The sequence below is a fragment of the Alistipes communis genome (assembly GCF_006542665.1).
GTDB classification, from domain to species: Bacteria; Bacteroidota; Bacteroidia; order Bacteroidales; family Rikenellaceae; genus Alistipes; species Alistipes communis.
The window spans coordinates 2,658,120-2,679,427 of sequence record NZ_AP019735.1 but is presented as its reverse complement, the minus strand read 5'-3'; the positions used below and the strand labels follow the sequence as shown (position 1 = coordinate 2,679,427).

At 59.8% G+C, this 21,308-nt stretch carries 20 protein-coding genes and 2 tRNA genes; 15 read left to right on the top strand and 7 right to left on the bottom strand.

From position 1 onward, the window contains the following. Position 1: 1 nt before the first annotated feature. Entirely contained in the window at positions 2-460 is a 459-nt protein-coding gene (locus FMF02_RS10895; protein WP_019129760.1) for a thioredoxin domain-containing protein, read from the bottom strand. A 290-nt stretch (positions 461-750) separates the two neighbouring features. Between FMF02_RS10895 and mce the strand changes: the two genes are divergently transcribed. The 5 genes from mce to FMF02_RS10870 are packed head-to-tail and all read left to right on the top strand — an operon-like array spanning position 751 to position 4,800. Then, positions 751-1,161 carry a methylmalonyl-CoA epimerase gene (gene mce, locus FMF02_RS10890; protein ID WP_019129761.1) on the top strand — a complete coding sequence of 137 codons (411 nt, stop codon included), beginning with the start codon at positions 751-753 and terminating at the stop codon, positions 1,159-1,161. 18 nt (positions 1,162-1,179) lie between these two features. Beyond that, positions 1,180-2,742, top strand: a complete 1,563-nt coding sequence (locus FMF02_RS10885; protein ID WP_019129762.1) for an acyl-CoA carboxylase subunit beta — start codon at positions 1,180-1,182, stop codon at positions 2,740-2,742. Between the two features lie 12 nt (positions 2,743-2,754). Next, complete coding sequence (locus tag FMF02_RS10880) at positions 2,755-3,111, top strand: OadG family protein (protein ID WP_227043524.1); 357 nt, start codon at positions 2,755-2,757, stop codon at positions 3,109-3,111. 11 nt (positions 3,112-3,122) lie between these two features. Further along, positions 3,123-3,584, top strand: a complete 462-nt coding sequence (locus FMF02_RS10875) for a biotin/lipoyl-containing protein (protein WP_019129764.1) — start codon at positions 3,123-3,125, stop codon at positions 3,582-3,584. 4 nt (positions 3,585-3,588) lie between these two features. After that, positions 3,589-4,800: a sodium ion-translocating decarboxylase subunit beta gene (locus tag FMF02_RS10870; RefSeq protein WP_141413162.1), complete on the top strand. Its 1,212-nt coding sequence runs from the start codon at positions 3,589-3,591 to the stop codon at positions 4,798-4,800. 55 nt (positions 4,801-4,855) lie between these two features. Here the strand turns inward: FMF02_RS10870 and FMF02_RS10865 are convergent, their stop codons facing one another. Further along, entirely contained in the window at positions 4,856-5,557 is a 702-nt protein-coding gene (locus FMF02_RS10865; RefSeq protein ID WP_141413161.1) for an SIR2 family NAD-dependent protein deacylase, read from the bottom strand. 506 nt (positions 5,558-6,063) lie between these two features. On the opposite strand from FMF02_RS10865, the gene FMF02_RS10860 reads away from it, so the two are divergent. Then, positions 6,064-8,184, top strand: coding sequence for a fibronectin type III domain-containing protein (locus tag FMF02_RS10860; RefSeq protein WP_162502301.1), 2,121 nt, complete (start codon positions 6,064-6,066; stop codon positions 8,182-8,184). Between the two features lie 135 nt (positions 8,185-8,319). Here FMF02_RS10860 and gad read toward each other — a convergent pair whose 3' ends face one another. After that, positions 8,320-9,735, bottom strand: coding sequence for a glutamate decarboxylase (gad, locus tag FMF02_RS10855; RefSeq protein WP_141413159.1), 1,416 nt, complete (start codon positions 9,733-9,735; stop codon positions 8,320-8,322). A gap of 413 nt (positions 9,736-10,148) precedes the next feature. Between gad and FMF02_RS10850 the strand changes: the two genes are divergently transcribed. The 7 genes from FMF02_RS10850 to FMF02_RS10820 all read left to right on the top strand — a co-directional run bounded on the left by FMF02_RS10850 (position 10,149) and on the right by FMF02_RS10820 (position 14,154). Then, entirely contained in the window at positions 10,149-10,910 is a 762-nt protein-coding gene (locus FMF02_RS10850) for a DUF1295 domain-containing protein (protein ID WP_026074766.1), read from the top strand. A gap of 4 nt (positions 10,911-10,914) precedes the next feature. Beyond that, positions 10,915-12,135 (top strand): NADH:flavin oxidoreductase, encoded by a 1,221-nt coding sequence (locus tag FMF02_RS10845; RefSeq protein WP_141413158.1) that lies wholly within the window; start codon positions 10,915-10,917, stop codon positions 12,133-12,135. Between the two features lie 2 nt (positions 12,136-12,137). Beyond that, positions 12,138-12,944: an SDR family NAD(P)-dependent oxidoreductase gene (locus tag FMF02_RS10840; protein ID WP_141413157.1), complete on the top strand. Its 807-nt coding sequence runs from the start codon at positions 12,138-12,140 to the stop codon at positions 12,942-12,944. A gap of 184 nt (positions 12,945-13,128) precedes the next feature. Continuing rightward, a tRNA-Pro gene (locus FMF02_RS10835) sits at positions 13,129-13,203 on the top strand. 77 nt (positions 13,204-13,280) lie between these two features. Continuing rightward, positions 13,281-13,355, top strand: a tRNA-Pro gene (locus FMF02_RS10830). 110 nt (positions 13,356-13,465) lie between these two features. Beyond that, the gene (locus tag FMF02_RS10825; RefSeq protein WP_141413156.1) at positions 13,466-13,954 is read left to right on the top strand and encodes a hypothetical protein; all 489 of its coding nucleotides are present in this window, start codon (positions 13,466-13,468) and stop codon (positions 13,952-13,954) included. A 2-nt stretch (positions 13,955-13,956) separates the two neighbouring features. Next, the gene (locus tag FMF02_RS10820; RefSeq protein WP_141413155.1) at positions 13,957-14,154 is read left to right on the top strand and encodes a zinc ribbon domain-containing protein; all 198 of its coding nucleotides are present in this window, start codon (positions 13,957-13,959) and stop codon (positions 14,152-14,154) included. Between the two features lie 73 nt (positions 14,155-14,227). Here the strand turns inward: FMF02_RS10820 and FMF02_RS10815 are convergent, their stop codons facing one another. The 3 genes from FMF02_RS10815 to FMF02_RS10805 form a co-directional block, all read right to left on the bottom strand. Further along, positions 14,228-14,803 carry a DUF4251 domain-containing protein gene (locus FMF02_RS10815; protein WP_026074767.1) on the bottom strand — a complete coding sequence of 192 codons (576 nt, stop codon included), beginning with the start codon at positions 14,801-14,803 and terminating at the stop codon, positions 14,228-14,230. Between the two features lie 565 nt (positions 14,804-15,368). Continuing rightward, positions 15,369-18,191 carry an excinuclease ABC subunit UvrA gene (gene uvrA, locus FMF02_RS10810; protein ID WP_019129777.1) on the bottom strand — a complete coding sequence of 941 codons (2,823 nt, stop codon included), beginning with the start codon at positions 18,189-18,191 and terminating at the stop codon, positions 15,369-15,371. Between the two features lie 162 nt (positions 18,192-18,353). Further along, positions 18,354-19,109, bottom strand: coding sequence for an amidohydrolase (locus FMF02_RS10805; protein ID WP_198419005.1), 756 nt, complete (start codon positions 19,107-19,109; stop codon positions 18,354-18,356). A 167-nt stretch (positions 19,110-19,276) separates the two neighbouring features. Between FMF02_RS10805 and FMF02_RS10800 the strand changes: the two genes are divergently transcribed. Continuing rightward, positions 19,277-20,113 (top strand): CvfB family protein, encoded by an 837-nt coding sequence (locus FMF02_RS10800; protein ID WP_141413154.1) that lies wholly within the window; start codon positions 19,277-19,279, stop codon positions 20,111-20,113. Positions 20,114-20,117: 4 nt separating this feature from the next. Beyond that, a complete protein-coding gene (locus tag FMF02_RS10795; RefSeq protein WP_141413153.1) occupies positions 20,118-20,879 on the top strand; it encodes a class I SAM-dependent methyltransferase in 762 nt (253 codons plus the stop codon). 79 nt (positions 20,880-20,958) lie between these two features. Here FMF02_RS10795 and yajC read toward each other — a convergent pair whose 3' ends face one another. Further along, a complete protein-coding gene (yajC, locus tag FMF02_RS10790; RefSeq protein ID WP_179952761.1) occupies positions 20,959-21,270 on the bottom strand; it encodes a preprotein translocase subunit YajC in 312 nt (103 codons plus the stop codon). Between the last annotated feature and the right edge of the window lie 38 nt (positions 21,271-21,308).

Below are 21,308 nucleotides of genomic sequence, written 5' to 3'. Positions count from 1 at the left end.
TTTAAAGGTTTGAATCAAGTATCGCTTCGGTCAGTTGACGCGGATTTCCCATCCACAGCGCACGGCCTTTGGCCGAAACCAGCACCCCGAAAGGCAGGTATTGGACGTCGTAGGCGGCGAAGCTGCGACCGCTGTCGTCGAAAGCCACCGTCAGATTGCCCTCGGCATACGGGCGGACGATCCCGCCGACGGCCTCCGGACTCTCCCTGACGACGACCACGACGTTGACCCGATCGCCGAACTTCCGCCCCAACTCCTGCAAATGCGCGAGCGATTCGACGGCCGGCCGGCTCGTGGAGTGGAAAAAGACGAGCAGAAAAGTCCTCCCCGGTACCGGCATACGATCGTCCAGCCACGATTTGACTTTCAAATCGGGCGTCTTTTCACCCAATGCGACATTCTGCGATGCGGCGCCCAGCGTCCACGACAGCAGAAACAATGCGAGGAAAATACGTTTCATAGCCGTTGTTTTGCAGCGAAGATAACGATTTTTTGCCTTTCGCGCTAATTTTTCACGTGGTTTTCGGCCCGAAGTCTGTCTACGGCAGCGAAGCGGTACGGGCCAAAGCGGGTTCCGACAGAGGAAAAGGCCGTCCCGAATAGCGGTAAAGGCCGTTCATGTAAGATTTTTCGAAGATATTTCGTTCAAATAATTATGTTTTTTAAAATATTAGGATTACTTTTGTGTGCGTCAAAAACGAACGCGGGCAAGATTTCAAATTCTAACAACCTAAATAAAAATTATTTGTTATGGAAGTATCTCACATTGAGCATCTTGGCATTGCAGTGAAGAGCCTCGATGAAGCGATTCCCTACTGGGAGAACGTACTGGGCCTGAAATGTTACGCGATCGAGGAAGTGCCCGACCAGAAGGTGCGCACGGCCTTCTTCAAACTGGGCCAGACCAAGATCGAACTGCTCGAACCGACGTCGGAGGATTCGACGATCGCAGGGTTCATCGAGAAGCGCGGCATCGGCATCCACCACATGGCACTCGCCGTCAAGAACATCGAGGAGCAGCTGGCCGACGCCGAAGCCAAGGGCATCCGCCTGATCGACAAGACCCCGCGCAAGGGCGCCGAAGGCATGACCATCGCGTTCCTGCACCCGAAATCGACGCAGGGCATCCTGACCGAACTTTGCGAGGACAAGAACAACTAATCAAATCATACGACAATCATGAGTGAAATTCAGAACAAGATAAACACGCTCATCGAAAACCGCGAGAAAGCCCGCATGGGCGGCGGTCAGAAACGGATCGACGCACAGCACGGCAAGGGCAAGTACACGGCCCGCGAGCGTATCCAGATGTTGCTTGACGAGGGATCGTTCGAAGAGTTCGACATGTTCGTCACGCACCGCTGCTACGACTTCGGCATGGACAAGAGCCATACCTTCGGCGACGGCGTGGTGACGGGCTACGGCACGATCGGCGGCCGTCTGGTCTACGTCTTCGCACAGGACTTCACGGTGACGGCCGGTTCGCTGTCGCTGTCGATGTCGGACAAGATCTGCAAGGTCATGGACATGGCCATGCGCAACGGCGCGCCCTGCATCGGCCTGAACGATTCGGGCGGCGCCCGAATCCAGGAGGGAATCAACGCGCTGGCCGGCTATGCCAACATCTTCCAGCGCAACGTGATGGCATCGGGCGTCATTCCTCAGATTTCGGCCATCTTCGGCCCCTGCGCGGGCGGTGCGGTCTATTCGCCGGCACTGACCGACTTCATCATCATGAAGAAGGAGACCTCGAACATGTTCCTCACCGGCCCGAAGGTCGTCAAGACCGTCACCGGCGAAGACGTTACGCAGGAGCAGTTGGGCGGCGCCATGATGCACACGACCAAGTCGGGCGTGGCGCAGTTCGCCGTCGACACCGAGGAGGAGGGCATCGAAATGATCAAGAAACTGCTCTCCTACATGCCGCAGAACAACATGGAGGATGCTCCGCTGGCCGTCTGCACCGACCGCATCGACCGCCTGGAAGACTCGCTCAACGAGATCATCCCCGACAACGCCAACAAGCCCTACGACATGGCCGAGGTCATCAAGGCCATCGTCGACAACGGCGAATACCTCGAATCGGCGGCGAGCTACGCGAAGAACGTCATCACCTGCTTCGCCCGTTTCAACGGCCAGTCGGTGGGCATCATCGCCAACCAGCCGAAGTTCATGGCCGGCGTGCTGGACATCAACGCCAGCCGCAAGGCGGCGCGGTTCGTGCGTTTCTGCGACGCCTTCAACATTCCGCTGGTCACGCTGGTAGACGTTCCGGGCTTCCTGCCGGGCACGACGCAGGAGTACGGCGGCGTCATCACCCACGGCGCGAAGCTTCTCTTCGCCTACTGCGAAGCGACGGTGCCGAAGATCACCGTCACGCTGCGCAAGGCCTACGGCGGCGCCTACATCGTCATGTCGTCGAAGCATATCCGCGGCGACATCAACTACGCATGGCCGACGGCCGAAATCGCCGTAATGGGCGCCAGCGGAGCCGTGGGCGTGCTTCACGCCAAGGAGGTGGCCGCGATCGAGAATCCCGAAGAGCGCGCCAAGTTCGTGGCCGAGAAGGAGCAGGAGTACAACGACAAGTTCTCGAACCCCTACAACGCCGCACGCTACGGTTACATCGACGACGTGATCGAACCGCGCAACACCCGCTTCCGGATCATCCGCGCCCTGCAAGCGCTTTCGACCAAGCGTTTGCAGAATCCGCCGAAGAAACATTCGAATATTCCCCTCTAACAATTGCACGCTATGACAATATTATCAGCAATCGATTGGGGATGGCCCGAGATGCTGTGGACGACGCTCATCAGCATCTGTCTGGTATTCGGCATTCTCGTGCTGCTGGTGTGGATCATGAAACTTTTCGGAATGATCTTCGTCAGCCGCCGCAAGGCGGCCGCGGCCGCGACTCAGAGCGGCAAACCCGTCGAGCAGGGCCAACTGCACGAAGAGGAGATCGCGGCCATCGCCACCGCACTCAAAATCTTCAACAGCGATCGGCACGACCGTGAGTCGGATGTGCTGACGATCATGAGTATCAAGCGCGCTTATTCGCCCTGGAACTCGAAAATTCATGGGCTAACCCAGATGCCCGACAAAAAATAAGTATTGGAACAATGAAAGATTACGCATTGAAAATCAACGGACATAATTACGACGTGCGCATCGACGACGTAAACGAATCCTCGACCCTGGCACACGTGGTGGTCAACGGCACGGCCTACGAGGTCGAGATCGCAGGCGCCAAAGGAGCCGCGACGAAACGTCCTCAGGTAGCTCCCGCCCCCCGCGAAGCCGACAGCGCGAAAATCACCCCCGCCACGGCGGCTCCCGCTCCCCGTATCGCGCCGGTAGCCCCCTCGACGGGTTACACGATCAAGTGTCCTCTGCCGGGTACCGTGCTCTCGATCAACGTCAAGGTCGGCGATACGATCGCGACCGGTCAGACGCTCGTGATCCTCGAAGCCATGAAAATGGAGAACAACATCGACGCCGACCGCGCCGGCGTCGTCAAGCAGATCTTCGTCCAGCAGGGCGCTACGGTCATGGAGGGCGATAACCTGATTCTCATCGAGTAGGCTTATGTGGACACTGCTGAGTTCAAGTTCCGACTTCGTCGGGGAGAGCCTGATCCGATTCGGCGAATCGACCGGTCTGGCCGGTTTTTTCAGCGCCATGGGTTGGGGAAACATCGTGATGATCGGCATCGCCTTCTTCCTGCTCTATTTGGCTATCCGGCATAAGTTCGAGCCGCTGCTGCTGCTGACCATCGCATTCGGCATGCTGCTGACGAACCTGCCCGGCGCCAATCTCTACCACACCGAGCTCTTTGCCGGAGGGCATGTCCATTGGGACATCTTCGTCGCGAAGGCGGGCTTGCTGGACTACCTTTACCTGGGCGTCAAGCTGGGCATCTACCCCTGCCTGATCTTTCTGGGCGTAGGCGCCATGACCGATTTCGGTCCGCTGATCGCCAATCCCAAGAGTTTCCTGCTGGGCGCTGCGGCGCAAATCGGCATCTTCGTGACGTTCCTCGGCGCCTATGCGATCGGATTCTCGCCCGAACAGAGCGGTTCGATCGGCATCATCGGCGGTGCGGACGGTCCCACGGCCATCTACCTCACCTCGATGCTGGCCCCCGAACTGCTGGGCCCGATCGCCGTAGCCGCCTACTCCTACATGGCGCTCGTGCCGGTCATCCAGCCGCCCATCATGCGACTGCTCACCAACAAGCACGAACGTGCGATCCGTATGCGCACGCTGCGTCCGGTATCGAAAACCGAGCGTATCCTCTTCCCGATCATCATCTCGGTCGTCATCGCCCTGCTGCTGCCGAGCGCAATGCCGCTCGTGGGCTGTCTGATGCTGGGTAACCTGATGAAGGAGTGCGGCGTGGTGGATCGCCTGAGCAAAACGGTGCAGAACGAACTGATGAACATCGTGGTGATCTTCCTCGGCCTGACCGTCGGCGCCACGGCGACCGCCGAAGCGTTCCTGAATTTCCGCACGCTGGGCATCCTCGTGCTGGGCGTCATCGCCTTCTGCCTGGGAACCGCCGGCGGCGTGCTGCTGGCCAAGTTCATGAACCTGTTCAGCAAAGAGGAGAACAAGATCAACCCGCTGATCGGTTCGGCCGGTGTGTCGGCCGTACCGATGGCCGCCCGCGTGTCGCAGATCGAAGGACAGCGCGAAAATCCGGGCAACTACCTGCTGATGCACGCCATGGGTCCCAACGTGGCCGGCGTGGTCGGTTCGGCCGTCGCCGCAGGTATCCTGCTGTCGTTCCTCGGCTAAGGGAACGCCCCGAAAAGAGAGGAGCGTGGATTTCGAAATCCACGCTCCTTTCTTTTTATTCCGGCTGCGACTCCCTGCGCAACCGTTCGGCCAGTTCGGGCATCCCGACGGCCGCCCGCTCGCGCAGATGCGTCAGCGGATTACGGATCGTCCGCACGTCGGGAGCGCCGGGGTCGACCAGATAGATCGGCACCCCGGGACGGACGTAATGCACCAGCGAAGCCGCCGGATAGACCGCCAGCGACGTTCCGACGACGATCAACACGTCGGCCGCCGCCGCAATCCGCGCCGCATGGTCGAACTGGGGAACCGCCTCACCGAAAAAGACGATATGCGGACGCAGCAGCACCCCGTCGGGGGCCGTGGCATCCAACGGCTGTTCCCACCCTTCGATCGGAACGATCAACGCGGGATCGCGCGAGGAGCGGAGTTTCCGCAGTTCGCCGTGCAGATGCGTCACACGGGTCGAACCGGCGCGTTCGTGCAGGTCGTCTACATTCTGGGTGATGACCTCGACGTCGAAATCCGCCTCCAATCCCGCGATGGCCAAATGAGCCGCATTGGGACGGGCCGCCAGCATCTCGCGGCGGCGTTTGTTGTAAAATTCGATTACCAGCCGGCGATTGCGCGCCAGCGCCTCGGGCGTACAGACATCCTCGATCCGGTAATCGGCCCACAATCCGTCGGCATCGCGGAAGGTGGACAGTCCGCTGTCGGCACTCACGCCGGCTCCGGTAAAGACTACGACTTTTTTCATCTCGAATGATCGATTCGGCGGCATCCGCCGCATTCCGTCCATAAAGGTAGGCAAAATCCGGAAACGATCCAATGCCGTACTCGAAAAAGAGGCGCATATTTCCGTCGTACGACAGCCGATTCCGACACTCCCGAACCGAACATCCGATTCCGCCGCGATCGATCCCCAGGGATGAATTTACACTCCGTTCCGTCAGGCGGACTCCGCATGCACGCTCCGCCGCCCCGATTCGTCGACGCGCTCCATCCTCTGCAAACGACATCTTTCCGGTGCGAAACCGCCGCCGCCACCGGACGCCTCCTCAGCCGACAACGGTACTCTTCCGGAAGCCCCTCCGCAACCCTCTTCCGGAAAAAAGAGGCTGCGAAAAACGAAGCGAATGATCAATATGTCTGAAAAAATCGTTATTTTCGCTTATCATATTCATTCCACTTAATTCAGTTTTCATGATGAAAAGTCATCTCATTTTGCGGTTGCATCGGATAATTCTGATCGCCGCGCTGTTTTTGGCTGCATCTTGCAAAGAGGACGATACCTCCGTGCAACTGAAAGCCCCTCAAACCCTTACGGCAATCCCTTCCGAAACATCGCTCCTGATCGAATGGGGGGGGGTGGACGAAGCTGCCGCCTATGAACTGGAAGCCCGCAGCGACGACTACGCCTTCTCCACCCGTGTCGAAGACACCCGTTACGAGTTGACCGGACTCGAAGCATACACCGAATACGAGGTACGCATCCGCGCGCTGGTCGTTTCGGGCAACTACCTCGATTCGGAATGGAGCGCATGGGAGCGGTTCAAAACCCTCGACAAGACGATCGCCGACGAATTCGACGGAGGCAGCGGCACGGAAGAAGATCCCTACTTAATCGCACGGCCGTCGCAACTGGCCCTGCTGGCACAATGCGTCAACGAACAGACGGCCGGCTATTTCGAACCGGACGTCCACTACCTGCTGACGGCCGATCTCGATCTTTCCGGCTATGAAAACTGGACGCCGATCGGTATCGGCCCGCAAGACGGACGGTATCCCTACGAGAATCCCGAGAAGGCATTCCAAGGCGTTTTCGACGGAGGCGGCCACACCGTGAACAAGCTAAACGTCGCTTACACGGGTGCGACGACCTTCACGAGCGTCGGACTCTTCGGAGTGAACGACGGCACGATCAGGAATCTTCACGTCGCGGGCACAGTCTCCGCGACGACATCCTGCACCGACAAAAGCTATGTGATCGCCGGCGGCATCGTCGGTTTCAATATCATCGCCTACGAGGACGCCATGAACACCCGTCCGGGTTCGGGAGCCATCGAACACTGCTCCTTCACGGGTTCGGTATCGGCATCGTGCGGCAACGACCCGACGGGCACGGCCGACGCAGGCGGCATCTGCGGCATGGCCGAGTCGGGAAACATCGACTTCTGCGAAACGACGCTCGACGCGGCACACACGATCAGAACCGAGGGCGGCGAAATCTCGATGACCGGCGGCATCGCCGGATCCATGAACGGCGGACGCATCTCCGCCTGCACCTTCACCGGTACGGGAGTTCTCGAAGCCGCCTTCAACACCGTCCCCGAAGGCTATTACGTCTATGCCCAAGCGGGCGGCATCGTCGGTTCGACCGCCGAGGCCTCGATCGAAAGCTGTACGGCGGATTTCGGCGGCTCGCTGCTCGTTCCGAAAGGCGGGGAAGCAACTTGCAACGCGGGCATCGTCTGCGGCAATTCCGGAAGTTCCATCACCGACTGTACCGCGAAATTTACGGGCGACGCCTCAATCGAGAGCAACGGCACCATCAGCTTCGGCGGCGCTGTCGGATCGCTCTCCGGCGTCGGTGAATGCGCCGTCTCGCTCGTTTCGACCGAAATGGGTGGAACGGTGAAGATCGCCCAGGGCGACGAATATTCCGACGTACATGTCGGCGGTGTCTTCGGATCGGCTTCGAACGCTACGGCATCGGCTTGCGACGCTCTCCTATCGGGCGACATCGAAATCTCTTCGAATGTCGCCGACGGCACGACCAACGTCAACGTGGGCGGTGTATGCGGCAAAAGCGGTATGCTGACTGCCGGCTGCCACGCCGAATGGACGGAGAGCGCACACGTGAAAATCGCCTCCGACCGGAGCAATTTCGGCGGCGTGACAGGCCTGACACAGGCTGAAAGCAACTATGCCTTCCTCGTCGGATGCTATGCCCTCTGCAACGGCCGCGTAGAGATCGAGCCCAAGAACGGCACGGACTACACGGCCAACGCAGGCGGTATCGCCGGAACCTTCTCAGGCTACTCCATGATCTACCCCGTCGTCATGGAAATCCCTGCCTATATGGACGGTTGCTACGCCCTCGTCGAAACCGACTTTTCGCTCTCCGGCGGCACGGCCCGCGGCGTGGCCGGCGCATCGGAGGCCGCTCTGCTCAACGGCGTGTTCTGGGGGTCGACGCAAGACGGCGTCTCGGAGACGCTGCCCGACAGCAAGGCTTTCGCAAGTCTCGATCAGAGCGGTTTCGAAGCGGCAATCGCCGAGATGAACGACGCGATCGCCGCTTCGATGATGGCCCAACTCGTGCAGGTCGGCTACACGTACGATACGTCTCTGGGACATCCCGTCCTGACAGGCGCCCGCTGACCGGAGCATCCCCGACCTCCATTTATAAGTTCACCCCTGCCGGAAAATCCGACAGGGGTGAGCCCTTTTCAGAAACCATCGGGCGGTTCCCTTTCAAATCGCACGCTCGTCCCGAAAAACGGAACATTCCGCGCATCAGTGCGTGAAGACACGCCCCTTCTGCTTGACCTTGGCTTCGTAATCCAGACGCGACTGCGTGGGATATTTCAGCTTTTCGAAGCCGGCGACGGCGTTGCCGATGTCGCTCAGCAGCATGTCGGCCATATCGCGCGACATTCCCTGACGAACGACCACGCGCATGACGACCAGCGAATCGATGTTCTTCGGCATCGTGTAGGCGGGAACCATCCAGCCGCTCTGTTGGAGTACGGCCTGCAAATCGTAGAGCGTCCATTTAGCCGTCTTGTCGTACTCGGGATTCATGTACCAGATGAAGAGCGGATTTTGCAGCTCCTTCGAATAATTTTCGAAACACTTCATCTTGCCGATCTGTTCATGGCAGTAGCAGGCTACGTCCATCGAATTCTGCTGCACCTCCTTGTAACCGTCGAAGCCCAGGCGGATGAAGTTGTAGTACTGACCCAGAATCTGCGCCGCAGGACGCGAGAAGTTGAGCCCTACCTGCGTGATGTTGGCACCCAGATAGTTGACGCTGAACGACATCTCTTCGGGCAGATACTTCTTGTCCTTCCAGACGACCCAGCCCAGGCCCGGATAGACCAGTCCGTACTTGTGGCCCGACGTGGAGATCGACCACACCCATTTGAGGCGGAAGTCCCACTTCACCTCCGGATTGAGGAACGGCAGGATGAAACCTCCCGACGCCGCATCGACGTGGATCGGAATATCGTATCCCGTCTTCTTGTTGTAGGCGTCCAGCTCGTGGTCGAGCGCCTCGATGTCGTCGTTGAGTCCCGTCCACGTCACGCCGGCGATCGGCACGATGCAAATGGTGTTCTCGTCGCACATCGCCAGAGCGTCCTTCGGATCGAGCGTCGGCTTTTCGAGCGTGAGGGGCACCGTGCGCATCTCGATCTGCCACAACTGGCAGAACTTCTCCCAGACCACCTGAAAGGCGGAGCTCATCACCAGATTGGGTTTGTCGAAGGGTTTGCCCTCGGCCTTGCGTTTCGCACGCCAGCGCAGCCAGGCCGCGACGCCGCCCAGCATACAAGCCTCCGACGAGCCGATTCCCAGCGCGCCGGTCTTCCACTCGGCCTTTTCGGGCGAATTCCACATGTTGGCGATGATGTTGATGCACCGTCCGCACATCACCGCCACACGCGGATACTCGGTCTCGTCGATGTAGTTGACGTTGATCGCCTCGTTCATCAGGCGCGTAGCGTATTCGTCCATGTAGGTGGTGACGAAAGTCGCCAGATTCAGACGCGGCTGCGTCTGGGGATAGGTCTCGTCCTTCACCATTTGGTAGGCGATCTCAGGTGTGGTTTTGTGCTGCGGAATGTTCTGCGTCGGAGCGGGAGTGAGCATCTTTTCCGATCCGAAGACAGCCGTCGTAGCATTGGCCCGTGTCTCTTGTTTCGTGTTCATAGCGGTAATGTGTTTAAAAATTACAAGGTGCGTAAATCCATAAACTATGCCACTCGGAGGCCATTTCCGAAGACCGGAGGGACCTCGTCGCCGAAAACACCTCTCTTTGGCTGCACCTTAAACACTTCGCCCCGACAGAATCGAACATGCGTTTGCTTCTGCGCTCGACTTTTCGTACTTTGGCTTGCACCGTAGATACTCCGTCTCGGCAGAAACAAACATGCGTTTGCTTCTGCGCTCGACTTTTCGTACTTTGGCTGCGCCGTAGATACTCCGTCTCGGCAGAAACAAACATGCGTTTGCTTCTGCGCTCGACTTTTCGTATCTTTGACTGCGCCGAAGATAGGTCGCTCCGCAAAAACGCAAATAAATCTGCCTTCGCATCCGGCTTATTCGTACCTTTGGCTAACGTTATGAACGAAACATTCTCTCTTTTCCTCTGGGCGATGACCGTACTCGCACTCGCGGTGTTCGTCGCACTCCATTTCGTCGAAGCGGGATACGGCTACCTCTTCAACCGAAAATTCGGGCCGGGCATCCCCAACCGTATCGGATGGATGGCGATGGAGTCGCCCGTCTTCATCGCCATGTGCATCCTGTGGCTCTGCTCCGACCGTGCACTCGAAGCGGGACCGCTGGCACTTTTCATCCTCTTCCAGAGCCACTACCTGCAACGGGCCTTCGTCTTCCCGCTGCTGATCCGCGGGAGGTCGCAGATGCCGCTGGGAATCGTTCTGATGGGAATGGTATTCAATACGCTCAACGCCCTGATGCAGGGCGGCTGGATCTTCTACGTCTCCCCCGCCGGCTACTACGACGGTTGGTTCGCACGTCCCTACATCTGGGTCGGCGGTGCGCTGTTCATCGCCGGCATGGTCATCAATCTCCGCTCCGACCGCATCATCCGCCACCTGCGCCGGCCGGGCGATACGCGCCACTACATCCCCTACGGCGGAATGTTCCGCTATGTCTCGTCGGCCAACTACTTCGGCGAACTGCTCGAATGGATCGGTTTCGCCGTCGCGTCGTGGTCATGGGCCGGCGCGGTATTCGTCGTCTGGACGTTCGCCAATCTGGCGCCGCGATCGGCCTCGCTCTACAAACGCTACGAGCAGGAGTTCGGCGAGGAGTTCACCTCGCTGCACCGCAAACGCATCCTTCCTTTCATCTATTGATTCCATGAAAAAAGAGTCGCTGTTGTTCACACCCTACAAATTAGGTCCCGTCACGCTGCGCAACCGCACGATCCGTTCGGCGGCATTCGAATCGATGGGCCGCGCCTACGGCCCCACCGAACAACTGAAAAACTACCACGTGAGCGTCGCCCGCGGCGGCGTGGGAATGACCACACTGGCCTACGCCGCCGTCTGTCGCAGCGGGCTGTCATTCGAAAAACAGCTGTGGCTGCGACCCGAAATCGTCCCGGGACTGCGCGACATCACCGAAGCCGTCCACCGCGAAGGAGCCGCCGCATCGATCCAGATCGGCCATTGCGGCAACATGACGCACTACACCACGGCCGGACAGATTCCGATCGGTGCATCGTCGGGCTTCAACCTCTATGCCTACACCCCCGTGCGCGCCATGCGGCGCGACGAAATCCGACAGGTGGCCGCCGACTTCGGCCGTGCGGTGGATACGGCGTACGAAGCGGGATTCGACTGCGTGGAAGTACACGCAGGCCACGGCTACCTCATCTCGCAGTTCCTCTCGCCCTACACCAACCGCCGCCGCGACGAGTACGGCGGCTCGCTCCCGAACCGGATGCGCTTTCTCAGGATGTGTCTGGACGAAGTGATGGAAACGGCCGCCCGCCGGAACATGGCCGTACTGGTGAAACACAACATGGAGGACGGTTTCAAGGGCGGCATCGAAATCCCCGAAAGCCTCGAAATCGCCCGCGCGATCGAAACCTACGGCGTCGACGGCATCGTCCTCTCGTCGGGTTTCGTGAGCAAGGCGCCGATGGCCGTCATGCGGGGCATCATTCCGCTCTACACGATGAGTTACTACATGCAGTGGTGGCTGCGCATCTTCGTGCGGCTCTTCGGACGGTATATGATTAAACAATACCCTTTCGAAGAGTGCTTCTTCCTGGAAAACGCCAAAAAGTTCCGCGCCGAGCTGAAACTGCCGCTGGTCTACGTGGGCGGGCTGGTGAGCCGCGAAGGAATCGAACGTGCGCTCGACAGCGGGTTCGAACTGGTGCAGATGGCCCGCGCGCTGGTCAACGATCCGGCTTTCGTCGACAAACTGCGCGAGGGCGACCGCTCGACACGCAGCGCGTGCGACCATCGCAACTACTGCATCGCCCGCATGTATTCGCTCGACATGCAGTGCTGCAAACACTGCCCCGACCTGCCGCGCAAGATCCGCGAAGAACTGGCAAAACTCCCGTAACGATGAAAAAGCACACGATCGCAACCGATTCGAAGACGGCGCTCGTGACGGGCGCCGCCCACGGCATCGGCCGCTGCTATGCCGAACGGCTGGCGGCCCTGGGCTACCGGCTGATTCTCGTCGACCGCGACGGCGGCACGCTCGACACCGCACGGCAGGAGTTGGCGGCGGCGCACGGCGTCACGATTGATACCCTTGTCATGGACATGGCGCGCATGGAGGCGTCGGAGGAGCTGTACGCCGCCGTCGCACGGCTGGGCGCCGAGGTGGAGGTACTCGTCAACAACGCGGGCGTCTTCTCCTATCTCGACATCCTTGCCACCCCCGTCGAACGGATCGAACGGATGATCCTGCTGCACGACCTGACGCTCTCGAAAAACTGCCGCGCCTTCGGGGCCGACATGGCGCGGCGCGGCAGCGGATACATCCTAAACATGTCCTCCTACTCGGTCTGGATGCCCTTCCCGGGCATGGCGCTCTACACCGCCACCAAGGCCTACGTGCGCTGTTTCTCGAAAGCCTTCGCCAAAGAGGTCGCCGAGCGAGGCGTCCGCGTGACGGCCGTGTGTCCCGCCGGCGTGGCGACCGACCTCTACGGGCTCTCGCCCAAATGGCAGCATATCGGCCGGCGGCTGGGCGTGCTGATTTCGCCCGACAGCTGTGCGCGGCGGGGGCTGCGCGCGCTGTGGCGCGGCCGCCGCTGCATCGTCCCCGACTGGTGGAACCGCCTGTTCGTACCGCTGTTCTTCTACATGCCCGACTTCGTGACGCGCCGTATCCGCCGCTTCACGATCCGCTTCCAGCGTTGAACGGTCTCGGAGCGGGGCTTCGCCCGGCAGGAGTACGGAGCCGACGACGATAGGCGATTCCGTACCGCACGGCGGCGGCATCCGACCGGGAGAACGATTTTTCTTGCCGAAAAGTTTGTAATAACCAAAAAAGCGTGTATCTTTGCACACCGAAATCGATTGGGAAATTGGTTTCGAACGACCTCGGGGTGTGGCGCAGTCCGGTTAGCGCACCTGCTTTGGGAGCAGGGGGTCACAAGTTCGAATCTTGTTACCCCGACGATCAGAAAAAGGAAGTTCTTTCACGGGCGGAGTTCCCGTTCGATGCTTCGGCACGATCTCCGTTCGACAAGTTTTCGGGATGTAGCGCAGCCCGGTTAGCGCGCCAGCTTCGGGAGTTGGAGGTCCCGAGTTCGAATCTCGGTATCCCGACAAACTTCCTTTCAGAGCCACTGAGCGATCAGTGGCTTTTTTGTTTGCTTTTCTTTCACCGGATAATACGACGATTCTATCGACAAATCGGATATTTTCCATCTGAAAATTTGGAAAAGTCACGGGGGGGGGTAAATTTGTCCGCTTCAATTCCGAAGCAGGCAGACCGGAAAGCCGAAAGACCGGAGCAACAATCATTTTCTATGGAAAAAGCATCTCTTCTAACCTGTTTCGCAACCGCCGCTTTGTTCTCGCTTCATTTCCTCGCTGCGGCTGCCGCCACAAACGATGCGAATGCACCGGCATCGCTCACGTCGGTCCTTCCGAGCGACAACGCCTCGGCGGAGATGGTGCACGAAAGACACACGACCGCATACTATTTCAACCAGGTCTCCTGGTTCGATTGCAATGCGGAAATTTTCGAAGACACCAGCACCGGAGATTCCTGGATCAAGATTTTCCACAACGGCTACAAAAAAGGCCGAGTCGTATCCAATCCCGATTACAATCCGCGCAAACTGACCGGAGTACTCAACAGACGCCTTTCGTCACGCTATATGACGACGGCCGACAACGGGATGACCTATTATTTCAACTGAAAATGGGTATTCTTTTCGGAAACGAAACGAAGAAATGTCCCGAATGCGGAATGATCATCCCCTCGGAGGCCCGCAAATGTCCCTACTGCCGTACCGAATTCGGCGAGCCGAGCCTGTCGGACGACTTAAATCGGTTCGGATGTCTGGGTTATCCGTCGGTCATTCTGACGATCCTGCTATTGCTGCACACTTGCAGTTAGACAATCCGGATCGAAAATCACGAGGTGCTGTCTGAAAAAGAATCAGACAGCACCTCGTCAAAAAGCGGAGGGATCAATACACCTGCGTAATAGTGCCGGAGTACTGTACGGGATTGTACCAGACCGACGAAATGGTGAGGTTGGCGCCTCCCGACGACGAGTAGATGTCGAAGGTGAAGGTGTAATCGTTGGCCGAGAAGAGCGTGGTGGAGAAGGTCACGATCCAGCCTTCGTTGGTCTGTTCGGCACGGTACCCCTCGACCGACGGAAGCACGTAGTTGAGCACCGTGTAGTAATAGGGAGGAACATAGCCCTTGATGTAGGGAAGGCAGACGTCCACCGTGCCGTCCCAGAACCCGACCGTGAAGTTGGGATTGATCAACTGGCGCACGGGACCCGCCGGCTGACGCTGCATACTCGAAGGGTTGAACTGGAAATTGCGCGACAGGATGATCGAGTCCATGTGCTTTTCGAAGGCGGCCAGCCGTTCGGCGCGCCGCTTCACACGCTCTTCGTGGCGCTGCTCGCGCACCTCCGTGCGTTGAGATTTGGTTTGGGCCCGCTGAGACTTCGACTGCTGTTGGGCCGTAACTGCGACAGCCGATACCACTACGGCAGCGGCAGCCATCCATACGATAATACGTTTCATAGGCAAAAGAGTTTGCATTTGACCGATGTCAACGCAAACTCCTTGCCACAACATATTGCAAACCCGTCCGTTCGATAGGATTTCCGGCTGCACGCCCGTTCCGTCCGGCGGTAGCTCCACGGCGGCACGCCGTGATGACCGACCATACCCCACCCTAAATCCCTCCCTCGGGGAGGGACTTCGCGGGAAACCCGACTCGCTCCCGACGCACCGGCGTGGAATCTTACCGGAAAGACCGGATACTTCGGAACGTTGCAAACCCGTCCGTTCGATAGGATTTCCGGCTGCATGCCCGTTCCGTCCGGCGGTAGCTCCACGGCGGCACGCCGTGAGTACCGATCATACCCCACCCTAAATCCCTCCCTCGGGGAGGGACTTCACGGGAAACCCGACTCGCTACCGACGCACCGGCGTGGAATCTTACCGGAAAGACAATAGAAGTGATTTTCTTCGAGACACAGCGAATCGTTCGTCGGAAAAATTCACGACAATGCATTCGTCCCACATACAACCAGCAAATCGGTTACGACCGGTTAGTCGCCCGAAAACGTCTGTCACAGTCCCGTTAAAGCCCCATTTGCCGCAGAAAACGTCCCGTATAACTCTGCTCGACGGCGGCCACCTCGTGCGGCGTACCCGCCGCGAGCACCCGTCCGCCCGCCGCACCGCCTTCGGGACCGATATCAATGATCCAGTCGGCGACCTTCACCACGTCGAGGTTGTGTTCGATGACGACGACCGTGTTTCCGCGGTCGACCAGCTTGTTCAGCACGTCGATCAACTGGCGGATATCCTCGAAATGGAGCCCCGTAGTCGGCTCGTCGAGGATATAGAGCGTGCTGCCCGTATCGCGTTTCGAGAGTTCGGCGGCCAGCTTGATGCGCTGCGACTCGCCGCCCGAGAGCGTCGTGCAGGGCTGGCCGAGCGTCAGGTAGCCCAACCCCACCTCCTGAATGGCACGCAGCTTCTGGTAGATCGACGGGATGTTTTCGAAAAACTCCACGGCCATGTTGACCGTCATGTTCAACACGTCGTCGATATTCTTGCCCTTGTATTTCACTTCGAGCGTCTCGCGGTTGTAGCGGTGGCCGCCGCAACTCTTGCAGGTGACATAGACGTCGGGCAGAAAGTTCATCTCGATGGTCTGCACTCCCGCACCGCGGCACGTCTCGCAACGGCCGCCCTTGACGTTGAAGGAGAAGCGTCCCGCCTTGAAGCCGCGCACCTGCGCGTCGGGTGTCATCTCGAAGAGTTTGCGGATGTCGGCGAAGACGTTGGAGTAGGTCGCCGGATTGCTGCGCGGCGTGCGGCCGATCGGCGACTGGTCGACCACGACCAGCTTGTCGACGTGTTCGATTCCCTCGATCGAATCGTAGGGCAGCGGGCGGTCGAGCGACCGGTAGAGCTTGCGGCTCAGAATAGGGCGCAGCGTTTCGTTGACGAGCGTCGACTTGCCCGAACCGCTGACACCCGTGACGAGGATCAGTTTGCCCAGCGGGAAATCGACGTCGATATGTTTGAGGTTATTGCCCGACGCTCCCCGCAGGACGATATGACGGCCGTTGCCCTCGCGCAGCGTCGCCGGAACCTCGATCCGCCGGCGGCCGGTCAGATAGTCGGCCGTCACGGAGTCGGAGCGGAGGATATCGTCGAACGTACCCGACGCAACGACGTGGCCGCCCTTGCGCCCCGCCTTGGGGCCTACGTCGACGATCCAGTCGGCCGAGCGCATCATCTCCTCGTCGTGCTCGACGACGATCACCGAGTTGCCGGCGTCGCGCAACTCCTGCAAGCTGCGGATCAGCCGCCGGTTGTCGCGCTGGTGCAGGCCGATCGACGGCTCGTCGAGGATGTAGAGCACATTCACCAGTTTCGATCCGACCTGCGTCGCCAGCCGGATGCGCTGTGACTCGCCGCCCGAAAGCGAGCGCGACGAGCGGCTCAGCGAGAGGTAGCCCAACCCCACTTCGATCAGGAACCGGAGCCGTTCGCGGATCTCCTTGACGACCTCCTGCGCGATCTTGCGCTCCTTCTCGGTGAAATGCTCCTCGATGCGGGACATCCAGTCGGCGAAATCGGAGATCGACATGGCCGACACCTCGGCGATGTTCCGTCCGCCGATGCGGAACTGCAATGCCTCGCTGCGCAACCGCGACCCGCCACAGACGCTGCACGGCTTGTAGACGAGAAACTGCTCGCGCCACTTCTCGCCGCGCTTGGAATCCTCGTCGAAATTGCGGCCGATCCACTCGGCCATGCCGTCCCACGACACCAGACGCTTGCCGCCGGCGTTGGCGAATTCCGTCAGATCGACCGTCAGCGGCTCGGAATCGCCGTAGAGGATGGCGTTCATCCCCTCCTCCGAAATGCTCTGCACCGGATCGTCGAGCGTGAAATCGTAGCGGCGCCCCAGCATCTCCAACAGCGCGAAAAGCATGTTGTTGCGGTACGGCCCGAAGGGTTCGATCCCTCCGGCGCGCAGCGACTTCTTTGGATCGGGAATGATCTTGCTGCGGTCGAAGACCGCCTCGACGCCCAGCCCGTTGCATCGGGGGCAAGCCCCCTTGGGCGAGTTGAACGAAAAGGTGTGCGGCGCAGGATCTTCGAACGCGACGCCCGTGGTGGGGCACATCAGATGCCGCGAATAGTAGCGCATCGTCTCCGTATCGTAGTCGTAGAGCGCCATCGTCCCCTTGCCCTGCCGCATCGACTCCTTGAGCGAAGTCATCAGCCGGTCGCGCGACTCCTCGCTCACGCGCAGGCGGTCGACCACCAGGTCGATCGTGTGGATCTTGTAGCGGTCGAGCTTCATGCCCGTCGAGAACTCGCACATCTGGCCGTCGATACGGGCGTGGAGGTAGCCCTTCTTCACCAGCGACTCGAACAGCTCGCGGTAGTGTCCCTTGCGGCCCTTGACGATCGGTGCGAGCAGCGCGATGCGACGGCCTGCGAAATCGCGCAGGATCAGGTCGAGAATCTGCTCGTCGGAGTAATGCACCATCTCCTCGCCCGTAGCCGGCGAATAGGCGCGCGAAGCGCGCGCATAGAGCAGACGCAGGAAGTCGTTGATCTCGGTGACGGTACCCACCGTCGACCTCGGATTTTTGTTGGTCGTCTTCTGCTCGATGGCCACCACGGGGCTCAGTCCCGTGATCTTGTCCACATCGGGACGCTCCATCGTCCCCACGAACTGACGCGCATAGGTCGACAGGGTCTCCATATACCGCCGCTGCCCCTCGGCATAGATCGTATCGAATGCCAGCGACGATTTGCCCGACCCCGACAGGCCGGTGACAACCACCAGCTTGTGGCGCGGAATCGTTACGTCTATATTTTTCAGATTGTGTACCCGTGCGCCGAGTACCTCGATTGTCTCCTCTCGTTTCATCTTACTTAAATCGCATCCTGCATCCGAAATATTGTGCAAAGGCAATGCAAACCGAGCGTTAGGCCTAACCCCGCCGGGCTCTGCCGGGACGCTGCCCGTCCGGACCGGAATAAATTCCCGGCAAAGGTAGCGATTTTTCCGCAAACCGCATTCCGCGCACAGTCATCGCAGCAGGAAATCGTCGGCGTCGCGCCATGCGGGAAATTTCGTCCGGAACCGATCGAGCGCTTCCCTGTCGAGCCGGGCCGTGAAGACCCCCTCCGAAGCGTCCGCCTCGCAGAGCGGCGTCCCCTTGAAATCGACGACCGCCGAATCGCCGGCATAATGGTTCCACGGATCGTCGCCCGTGCGGTTGACGCCGACGACATAACACTGGTTCTCGATCGCCCGGGCCCGCAGCAGGGTCCGCCACACCTCCCGACGCGGCGCCGGCCACGAGGCCACGCAGAGAATCGCGTCGTAATCGCTGTGACAACGACACCAGACCGGAAAACGCAGGTCGTAACAGACGAGCGGCAAAAACCGCAGTCCGCCGTATTCGACCACTACGCGCCGCCGGCCCGCCACAAAATGCGCATCTTCGCCGCCGATAGAAAAAAGATGCCGCTTGTCGTATCGCTCCGCACCGCCCGCCGGCCGCACGAAGAAAAAGCGATTGGCGAAACGGTCGCCGCTGCGGACGACGGCGCTGCCGGCCAACGCCGTCGCATAACGTCGTGCGGTGCGGCGCATCCACGCGAGGAGTTCCTCCTCGTCCGGCAGCGCCGTTCGCCACGGTTCGGTGACGAACCCCGTGGCGAACATCTCGGGCAGGAGGGCCAGATCGGCACCGGCCTGCGCGACGAGCTCTTCGGCACGGCGGAGGTTGCGGGCTGCGGCCTCCCACTCCATCGAGAACTGACACAGGGCGACTTTCATATCGACAAAATTACGAATAAAACGGGAAATCCGGCCTGCGTTCGGCAAATCTTTCGTACCTTTGTACGGTACAAATCCCGACAGCCGACCGGACTGCATCCCGGCAAACAGGCCCCGTCTGTTTTGCATCCTGCCTGCGCCGTTTCCGCCGTCGAACCGTTTTAACTATGAAAGCCGGACAAAACCATACGCTCACCGTGACCCGTATCTCGGACTACGGTCTCTATCTCGCCGATCAGGAGGGGCAGGAGGTACTGCTGCCCAACCGCTACGTTTCGCTCGCCGACAAGGTGGGCGACGCGGTCGACGTCTTCGTCTATCACGACTCCGAAGACCGGCTCGTGGCCACGCGCGAAACGCCGCTGGCCCGTGCCGGCGAGGCCGCATTCCTGAAAGTGGTCGACAAGAACCTCCACGGAGCGTTCCTCGACTGGGGGCTTGCGGGCAAAGACCTCTTTCTGCCCAACCGCAACCAGCAGGGCGGGATCTTCGCCGGACGTTCCTATGTGGTCTACGTCTATGTCGACGATGTGACGGGACGATGCGTGGCGACGAACAAACTCAAAAGTTTCGTCAACAACGAGACGCTCACCGTCCGTCCCCGCGAGGAGGTCGATCTGCTGGTGGCTTCGGAGTCGGAGATCGGTTACCGCGTGGTGATCGACAACCGCCATTGGGGAATGCTCTACCGCAACCAGCTTTTCCGACCCGTACAGGTGGGCGACCGCCTGCGCGGCTACGTGACCAAAATCACCGACGACCACCGCATCGACGTGTCGCTCCGACAGCCGGGCTATGCCGGCGTGCAGGACGGTGCAGACCAGCTGCTCGGCATGCTGCGCGAAGCGGGCGGGCGGCTGCCGCTCGGCGACGACAGCTCGCCGGAAGAGATTCACCGCCGCACGCAGCTCAGCAAGAAGGCGTTCAAACGTTCGCTGGGCGTCCTGCTCAAACGCGGGATCGTCGCGGCCGACGCAGAGGGGATCAAACTGACGAAACAGTAGCGATATGGGCAAACTCGCAACCGCCGAGCGCGTATCGCGCGACGCATCCGACAACTTCGTCTTCCAGCGGTCGCTGCTGGCCTACGACCGCGCGGCAGAGATCGTATCGGGCGATGTGTTGGAGATCGGGACGGGAACGGGATACGGCATCGAACTCGTCGCGCCGCATTGCGACCGTTTCGTCACGGTGGACAAATACGCCGCCGGCGGAGACCGCCACGCAGCCAACGTCGAATTCCGACGGATGTGCGTGCCTCCGCTCGGCTTCGGGGACGAATCGTTCGATTTCGTCATTACCTTCCAGGTGATCGAACACATCGACGACGACGCAGCGTTCGTGCGTGAAATCGCCCGTGTGCTGCGGCCGGGCGGACGGATGATCCTCACCACGCCCAACGCTCCGATGTCGCTCACACGCAACCCGTGGCACGTGCGTGAATACCGGATCGACGAACTGCGGCGATTGCTTTCCGAAGCATTTTCCGCCGTCGAGACCCACGGCGTCTTCGGCAACGAGCGCGTGATGGAGTACTACGAACACAACCGCCGCAGCGTGGAGCGCATCGCCCGCTTCGACCTGTTCGACCTCCAGCACCGCCTGCCGCGCCGGCTGCTGCAACTCCCCTACGACCTGCTCAACCGCATCAACCGACGTCGGCTGCTGCGGCAGAACGAGGCGCTGACCACTTCGATCCGCATGGACGACTACCGCATCGCACCGGCGGCCGAAGGATGTTTCGACCTCTTCTTCATCGCGACGAAATAGCCCGTCCGCAACCGGATAAAAATTCGACGGCCGGAGAGGGATCGCCTTCTCCGGCCGTCGGCATTCGATGCGCGATCGGCTATTTCTGCAAATCGGTCGTATCGGCCACGACCATGTTCTTGTCGACACGCAGCGTCACGTTGCCGTCGACCTCGATCAGCAGCGTGCGCTCCTTGATCTCCTTGACCGTACCGTAAATACCGCCGGCGGTAATGACCTTGTCGCCTTTTTTGAGACCTTCGCGGAATTTCTGCATCTCCTTGCGGCGCTTCGATTCGGGACGCCACATGAAGAGCCACAACACGAGGATCATCAATCCGATCATAATGTAGAAGCCCCACGGAGACGGCTGCTGCGGCTGACCGGTAGCCGCCTGTAACAGATTCATCATATTTTCAAAAATTAAAGTTTGAACTTCTCTCTTCGTTT